The following is a 6,702-nucleotide window of genomic DNA, read 5'->3' on the forward strand; positions in this document are numbered from 1 at the left end:
CGTCGAATTCCCGAATGCGGAGGCGGCCGGGCTGCTCGCGGCTGCGCTGCCAGATACGGGCCATGAAGGCCCGGTAGCGCTGCTCCAGCAGCTCCCGCCCCAGCGGGCCCCCATCGAGGCTGGAATGGGTGTTGGAACCCTCGGTTTCCTCCATGTTGAAGCCCACATCCCCGATGCCGTTCTGCAGGAAGAAATCGACGATGGCGTCGGCATGGTCGAGGGCATCGGCCGTGAGCACGCAGATCACCTGAAAGGGAATCCGCCGCCGGGCCAGCCAGTCGATTCCCCGCATGACGGCGGCATGGGTGGGCAGGCCGGTGCGGGTGACACGGTGGGCGTCGTGAAGGAAGGCTGGCCCATCCATGCTCACGCCCACGTGGATGCCATTGCGCTCAAAGCAATCGCACCAGGCCCCGTCAATCGTGGTGGCATTGGTCTGCAGCGACTGCACAACCGTGCTGGCCGGCAAGCCGCGCCCCTCCAGGAGCCGGCCGATCCGCTGGGTGGCCTCGTCGTAGAAGGCAATCGGCGCCATCAGCGGTTCGCCCGCATGCCAGAGCAGGGTGAACTCCCCGCCGAAATAGGGGCTCTCCAGCACCCGCTCCACAGCTGCCTCCAGCACCGCCAGCGGCAAGCGGCTGCGGTCGCCCCGATCGGGCAGATAGCAGTAGTCGCAATCGAGATTGCAGAAGGGGGTGGGCTGCACCACCAGCAACCGCACCGGCCCATAGCCCCCCGGGCCCGGGGCCTCCAGATCAGCGGCCGGGATCGGGATCAACGCCAGTAGCGGCCGCCACCGTTAAGGAAGCCGCCATTGCGAAAGCCCCCATTGCGGAATCCACCATTACCGAAGCCGCCATTGCGAAAGCCCCCGTTGCCAAAACCAGCATTGCCAAATCCACCGTTGTAGAAGCCCCCGTTGCTGAAACCGCCATTGCCCCAGCCCAGCCCATTGCCATTGATGAACACTTGGGAGAGCTCCCCCCCCGGGGCCTCGTCCACCCCACCCCGCTGCTGCACCGCCGCCGCAATGCGGCTGAGTCTCTCCTCAATGCTGAGGGGCGGGCCCGGCAGTGCCGCAGATCCCTGGGCATTGGCCACAGCTAGGGCCGCGGCCCCATCGATGGGCAGGGAGGCCAGCAGCAGCAGACCAAACAGATAGGAACGGTTAGGAATCGCCATGGGAGCTAAGGGGGAGGGGGATCAGCGCTGGGCGGTCAGAGGAGAACCCAAAACGGCAGAAGAACTTGTTGGTTGGCCGGCAGGGATGGGACGGATCGACTCCACACCCAGCAGCACCGCTTCGAAGCTGGCACGGATCACGTTCTCCGGGAGCCCGACGGCGCTGCCTGGGCCCAGCCAGCGATTCACCGCGGCAACCGTATCGGGCTGACCATCGAGATACCCCTGCAACAACCGGGCAATGGTGAGGTTGACCAGATCCCGGAAAGCGGAGTCGTTCTGGGCCATCACGCAGCTGACGGCATAGGCCTCAAAGGGGAAGTCAGGGGTGAGGGCCAGGCCCGTCAGGGCCTGTTGACGCACCAGGCCGGCAAGCACAAAGGTGTCGCCCATGACACCCTCCACCGTGCCTGCCTTCAGGGCCGCCACCGCCTCCTGGAGGTTGTTGAAGGGCACGGGGATCGCCCTTGGCTGCATGCCCCGCAGGTCTGTTTCGCCAAGGGATTGGCGCACCACGCCGATCCTGCGACTCGCCAGGGCTGCCGGGGTGCCGTCAAAGCGACCAACCGGTGCCAGTAACCGCAGCCCGGAGAGCCCGATGGGCAAGGAAAAGTCCACATGGGTGTCCAGCTCCCAGCTGAACGGCAGCCCGCAGGCCAGGGCTGCCTTGCCGGCAGTAAGGCTGGTGACCAAACTGGCCGGATCAGCCACGGGCGCAAACCGCACCTTCACCGGCCGGCCCACCGCTGTGGAGAGTTCCGCCGCGATCCGATCGGCCACCAGCAGCCCATAGCCGACGGATTTTCCCTGGCCATCGGCAAACACCAGGGGGGGAACATCGGCAAAACCGGTCAGTACCAATTCGCCGGTTCGGGCGGCCCGCTGCACGGCCCCCTCGGCAAGGGCAGCGGCCGGGCTGGCAGCCAACAGCCCCAGGGCAACCAGGGCCAGGCCCAGCTGACGCCGGCAACCCCGCGCCAGCCGGCCAGGAGCAGGGGGTGGGGCGCCTGCGCCAATGGTTTGTTTCGCCACCCAGCCTCGATCCAAACTGGAGCCATTATGGATAGGGCTGGCGTCGGTTCCGCTGGGCCAGTCCCAAACCTCAAATTTCAGCTGTCCCTGTCAAAGCGCATGCTCAGGTCCAGCCAGGGGCTGCGCGTGATCGGCGCACTGGTGGAAATCAGGTCGATGCCGCTGGCTGCATAGGCCTGGATCTGGCCGGGTTGCACACCGGAGGCCTCCAGCACCAGCCCGCGCCCCTGGGCCAGGGCCCGCAGCCGGGGCACCAGCTCCACCAGCTGCCCGGGCGTGAATTCATCGAGCAGCACCCCATCGGCGCCGGCCCGCACCGCCGCTGCCGCCTCAGCCCCCGTTTCCGCCTCCACGATCACCCGGGCCGGCCAGGGCCCATTGGCCCGCACCGCCGCAATCGCCGCCTCCAAACCACCGGCCACCCCACCTGCCACCCCACCCGCCCAAGCCAGGTGGTTTTCCTTGAGCATCGCCGCATCGTCCAGCCCGAAGCGGTGATTCACTCCCCCCCCGCAGCGCACCGCATATTTCTCCAGCACCCGCAAGCCAGGGGTGGTCTTGCGCGTATCCGCCAGCGCCACGCCCGTGCCCTCAAGCATCTGCACCAAGGCCGCGGTGGCGGTGGCGATACCGGAGAGACGCATGGCCAGGTTGAGGGCGGTGCGCTCCGCGGCCACCAGGGCCGTCGCAGGGCCCTGGAGCTCCAGGAGCCGCTGGCCCATCCCCACGGTCTCCCCATCCGCCACCAACGGGCGCACCCGCACGGCGGGGTCGAGCAGCCGGAACAAAGGCTCCACCAGCACGCCACCACAGAAGACCCCGTCGGCCTTGGCGAGCCAGTGGGCCCGGCCAGGGCGACCAGCCAACGCAGCCGCTGTGAGGTCGCCGCGGCCTATGTCTTCGTTCAGCCAGGCCCGCAGCTGGCCCTGAAGCGCAGGCGTGAACGGCAGGTTCATGGCGACAGGTGACCGGTTTGCCCATCATGCGAGCCAGTGCAGCTGGGTCAGCGCAGCAACCATGCAATTAGCCCAGGTGGTGTTCTTCGGCCGGCTTGGCAGCCAGGCCCTGGCAATGTTCAACCTCGATCCGGCCCAGTGGCGCGGCGCCCGCGTGCTGGATTGCCCGGGCGGGCCGGGATCGCTCTCGGCCCTGCTGCGGGCCGAGGGGCTGGATGTGACGGCCGTGGATCCGCTCTACGCCCTCAGCGAGGCCGCGCTGGAGCAGCGGACCCGGGCCGATCTGGAGGCCGCCATGGCCACCCTGGCCACCAGCTCCGCCATCCGGCCCGATTTCAACCTGGACGCCTGCCGCCAGGAACACCTCGAAGCCCTGGCGGCCTTCCTGGCGGACCGGCACGCCCATCGCGAGCGCTACCTGGCCGCAGGCCTGCCAAATCTGCCCTTTGCCGATCAGAGCAATGCCAGCTGGGCCCAGTGCCAACCTGAGGGCATCCGCTGATCCGGAAAACCGGCATGACCCAACCCCGCTGGTGGACGAGCGGTGACCTCGACGGCTTCCTCGGCCTGGGGCTCGACAACCTGATCCAGATCCTGTTGATCGTGTCCCTGTGCCGGGGCGTGCTCGGCTACCCCGACAGCCTGATATTCGGCGCGATCCTGCCGGCCACCGGCATCAGCCTGGTGGTGGGCAACCTGGCCTACGCCCGCCAGGCCTTTCAACTCGACCTACGGGAGGGCCGCGACGACCGCACCGCCCTGCCCTACGGCATCAACACGGTGAGCCTGTTCGCCTATGTGTTTCTGGTGATGCTCCCGGTGAAGCTGACGGCCTTGAGCCAGGGCCTGGATCCAGCCGCGGCGGTGACCCTGTCCTGGCAGGCCGGGCTGATCGCCTGCCTGGGGTCGGGGTTGATCGAGTGTTCTGGCGCCTTCATCGGCAACACCCTGCAGCGCTGGCTGCCTCGGGCCGCCCTGCTCTCCACCCTGGCGGGCATCGCCCTGGGCTACATCGCCCTGGGTTTCCTGCTGCGCACCTACGCCCAACCGGTGGTAGGCCTGGCGGTGCTGGCGGTGATTTTGGTGGGCTACTACGCGCCGGTGCGCTGGCCGGTGCCCGCCGGCCTGGTGGCCGTGCTGCTGGGCATCGCCCTGGCCTGGGCCAATGGTTTGATCGACCTCGATCCGGTGCGCTGGCAGAGCAGCACGGCCCTGATTGGGCTCCATCTACCCAAGCTGCAACTGGCAGACCTCTGGCAGGCGCGTGGCCAGCTAGTGCCCTGGTTGGGGGTGATCGTGCCGATGGGACTTTTCAATGTGATCGGCTCGCTGCAAAACCTGGAGAGCGCCGAAGCCGCCGGCGATCGCTATCCGGTGCCCAGCTCGATGCTGATCAATGGCATCGGCACCCTGGCCGCTGCCACCTTGGGCTCCTGCTTTCCCACCACCATCTACATCGGCCACCCAGGCTGGAAGGCCATGGGCGCCCGCATCGGCTACTCCTGGCTCAATGGGGTGGTGATGGGCGCCGCCTGCCTGCTGGGACTGTTTGGAGTGGTAGGTCAACTGGTGCCGATTGAAGCCGGTATGGCGATCGTGCTTTACATCGGCCTGGTGATCGCTGCCCAGGCCTTCCAGGCCACGCCGCCTCGCCATGCTCCGGCCGTGGCCCTGGGGCTGCTGCCCGGGCTGGCCGGCTGGGGCGCCCTGATGCTGAAAGCGGGGCTGCGGGCCGGTGGCAGCGGCACGGCCGCCAACCCCTTTGGGCCAGCCATGCTGGCGCCCCTGGCCCAGGCCGATGTGTGGGCCGCCGGGGCCTTCGCCCTTGAACAAGGCCAGATCATCACGGCGATGCTGCTGGCCGGGATGCTCGTGTATGTGATCGAGGCCCGGTTGCTGGCGGCGGCGGCCTGCGCCGGCATCGCCGCGGTGCTGGCCTGGTTTGGTGTGATCCACGCCTGGCAGTTCACCAGCTCGGACACAGTGCTGCAGCTGGGCTGGGGCGTGGGCCGCAGCTGGGCCCTCGGCTACGGGGTGATGGCCCTGGTGTTCCTGGCGACGCGCTGGGGCCTCCGACCTCAGCGCTGATGCTGCAGCAGGCCAAGGGTGAGGTCATCGGGGTCAGTCTGCATGTAGATGTAACCGCCGCCCTTGGCCAGAACCACCACCCGATAGTTGTAGTAGATGCCTTTGGAATCCCGCTGGGTCATGCGGCCGAGGCAGTCGCTGCCCAGCTGGAGGCGGCCGCTGTAGGTGACCCGATCCGGGCTGCCGGCGTAGTTCATCACCGCCAGGCCCCGCACCTCGCCTGCCTGCCACCACTCGCGCTGCACCACCGCATTGGCTTGCCAGCGGCCATCAGCCCAGCTCTGGCCCTGCTGCTGGCTGGTCACCAGGCCATCGAGCAGGGCAGGGCTGCAGGAGCCAGGCTCCTGGGAGACATAGCGCAGCGACAAAACCTCAGTGGGTGCCAGCACCAGCGAGACCCGCGGCCGCCCCCGACGATCCAGGGCCACCTGCTCCGCCATTGTTCCGGCGGGTCCCTGGCGCTCCACCAGGGCCCAGCAGGCGGCATCGGGCCTCACCCTGCCGGTGTAGCGGTCTTCGCTGAAACGGCGCCCTTCCCGCAAATAGCGCACCCCTTCGATGCGGCCATCCGGGAACCAGCGCTCCTGCATCAGCAGCGCGGTGGGTTCACCCCGGTGCTGGCCGCTGCCCAGCACCACGAAGGAGCCGGCCGCCGGGGCCTGGCACTGGGCAAGGCCGGCGGGAGCCGGGGGCGCGGCCGCCACGACAGGAGCCCCTACCGGAGCCACCACCAGCACGGTCAAGGCAGCAAGCAGCAGGCGGAAACTGACCATCGAGCAGCAGTGTTGACTCGAGCCAGTCTGGCGGCTACTTGCCGATGCAAAACCGGGAGAAGACCCGATCCAGCACCGCCTCGCTCACCTCCTCGCCCGTGATCTCGCCGAGGGCGCGCACCGCGGACCGCAGGTCGATCGTCCAGAAATCCCAGGGGAGCTGCTGGACCGCCGCCTCTAGGGACGCCGCCAGGCTGGCCGCCGCCGCCGCCGCCAGGTCCCGCTGGCGGGCATTGAGGGCCACCTGCAGGCCCTCGAGCGGGCCGGCGCCGCAGCGGCGCAGCAGCTCGGCCACCAGCTCTTGGCGACCGGCGCCGGTGAGGGCGCTGAAGTGCAAAGCGGCCGGCAGCCCTGCCCCGGCCGGCACCAGCCCCACCGGCAGGCCAGCGGCATCGGCCTTGTTGCCCGCCACCAGCAGCACGGCCCCCTCGGGCACCAGCTCCAGCAAGGCCTGATCTTCCGGCGTCCAGCCGGCGGCCAGATCAAACAGCAATAGCACCACATCGGCCGCGGCCAGGGCCTGGCGGGCCCGCTCAATGCCCAGGGCCTCGACCCGGTCTGTGGTGGGCCGGATGCCGGCGGTGTCGAGCAGGGTGAGCGGCACGCCGTCGAGCACCAGCTCACTTTCCAGGAGGTCGCGGGTGGTGCCGGGCAGGTCGGTCACGATCGCC

General features: G+C 68.8%; 8 protein-coding genes. 2 read left to right on the plus strand and 6 right to left on the minus strand.

Features of this window, described 5'->3' with window-relative positions; translation table 11 throughout:
- The 4 genes from grrM to nadC all read right to left on the minus strand — a co-directional run.
- On the minus strand, positions 1-778 hold a 778-nt coding region (grrM, locus tag KBZ15_RS15490), incomplete at its 3' end, for a cyclophane-forming radical SAM/SPASM peptide maturase GrrM/OscB (protein WP_255016096.1).
- Positions 775-1,182: a GrrA/OscA1 family cyclophane-containing rSAM-modified RiPP gene (gene grrA / locus KBZ15_RS15495; RefSeq protein WP_255016097.1), complete on the minus strand. Its 408-nt coding sequence runs from the start codon at positions 1,180-1,182 to the stop codon at positions 775-777. The genes grrM and grrA, both read right to left, overlap by 4 nt.
- 21 nt (positions 1,183-1,203) lie before the next feature.
- Positions 1,204-2,214, minus strand: a complete 1,011-nt coding sequence (gene grrP, locus KBZ15_RS15500) for an extracellular substrate binding-like orphan protein GrrP (RefSeq protein ID WP_255016098.1) — start codon at positions 2,212-2,214, stop codon at positions 1,204-1,206.
- A 77-nt stretch (positions 2,215-2,291) separates the two neighbouring features.
- Positions 2,292-3,170, minus strand: coding sequence for a carboxylating nicotinate-nucleotide diphosphorylase (gene nadC / locus KBZ15_RS15505; RefSeq protein WP_255016099.1), 879 nt, complete (start codon positions 3,168-3,170; stop codon positions 2,292-2,294).
- 61 nt (positions 3,171-3,231) lie between these two features.
- On the opposite strand from nadC, the gene KBZ15_RS15510 reads away from it, so the two are divergent.
- Together KBZ15_RS15510 and KBZ15_RS15515 are read left to right on the plus strand one after the other, a co-directional pair.
- Complete coding sequence (locus KBZ15_RS15510; RefSeq protein WP_255016100.1) at positions 3,232-3,672, plus strand: class I SAM-dependent methyltransferase; 441 nt, start codon at positions 3,232-3,234, stop codon at positions 3,670-3,672.
- Positions 3,673-3,686: 14 nt separating this feature from the next.
- Positions 3,687-5,258, plus strand: coding sequence for an NCS2 family permease (locus KBZ15_RS15515; protein ID WP_255016101.1), 1,572 nt, complete (start codon positions 3,687-3,689; stop codon positions 5,256-5,258).
- Here KBZ15_RS15515 and KBZ15_RS15520 read toward each other — a convergent pair.
- Both KBZ15_RS15520 and KBZ15_RS15525 read right to left on the minus strand, forming a co-directional pair.
- Positions 5,249-6,031, minus strand: a complete 783-nt coding sequence (locus KBZ15_RS15520) for a hypothetical protein (protein ID WP_255016102.1) — start codon at positions 6,029-6,031, stop codon at positions 5,249-5,251. The two genes, KBZ15_RS15515 and KBZ15_RS15520, sit on opposite strands and share 10 nt — an antisense overlap.
- A 34-nt stretch (positions 6,032-6,065) precedes the next feature.
- The coding region (locus KBZ15_RS15525) for a GTPase (RefSeq protein ID WP_255016103.1) at positions 6,066-6,702 on the minus strand (637 nt) is incomplete at its 5' end.

Origin of the sequence: Cyanobium sp. BA20m-p-22, from assembly GCF_024346275.1 — a bacterium.
GTDB lineage: Bacteria > Cyanobacteriota > Cyanobacteriia > PCC-6307 > Cyanobiaceae > Cyanobium_A.

Bases quoted from the DNA above. Each gene is read 5' to 3' on its own strand.
- grrA (WP_255016097.1), bottom strand. From the start codon at position 1,182: ATGGCGATTCCTAACCGTTCCTATCTGTTTGGTCTGCTGCTGCTGGCC.
- nadC (WP_255016099.1), bottom strand. From the start codon at position 3,170: ATGAACCTGCCGTTCACGCCTGCGCTTCAGGGCCAGCTGCGGGCCTGG.
- KBZ15_RS15510 (WP_255016100.1), top strand. From the start codon at position 3,232: ATGCAATTAGCCCAGGTGGTGTTCTTCGGCCGGCTTGGCAGCCAGGCC.
- KBZ15_RS15515 (WP_255016101.1), top strand. From the start codon at position 3,687: ATGACCCAACCCCGCTGGTGGACGAGCGGTGACCTCGACGGCTTCCTC.
- KBZ15_RS15520 (WP_255016102.1), bottom strand. From the start codon at position 6,031: ATGGTCAGTTTCCGCCTGCTGCTTGCTGCCTTGACCGTGCTGGTGGTG.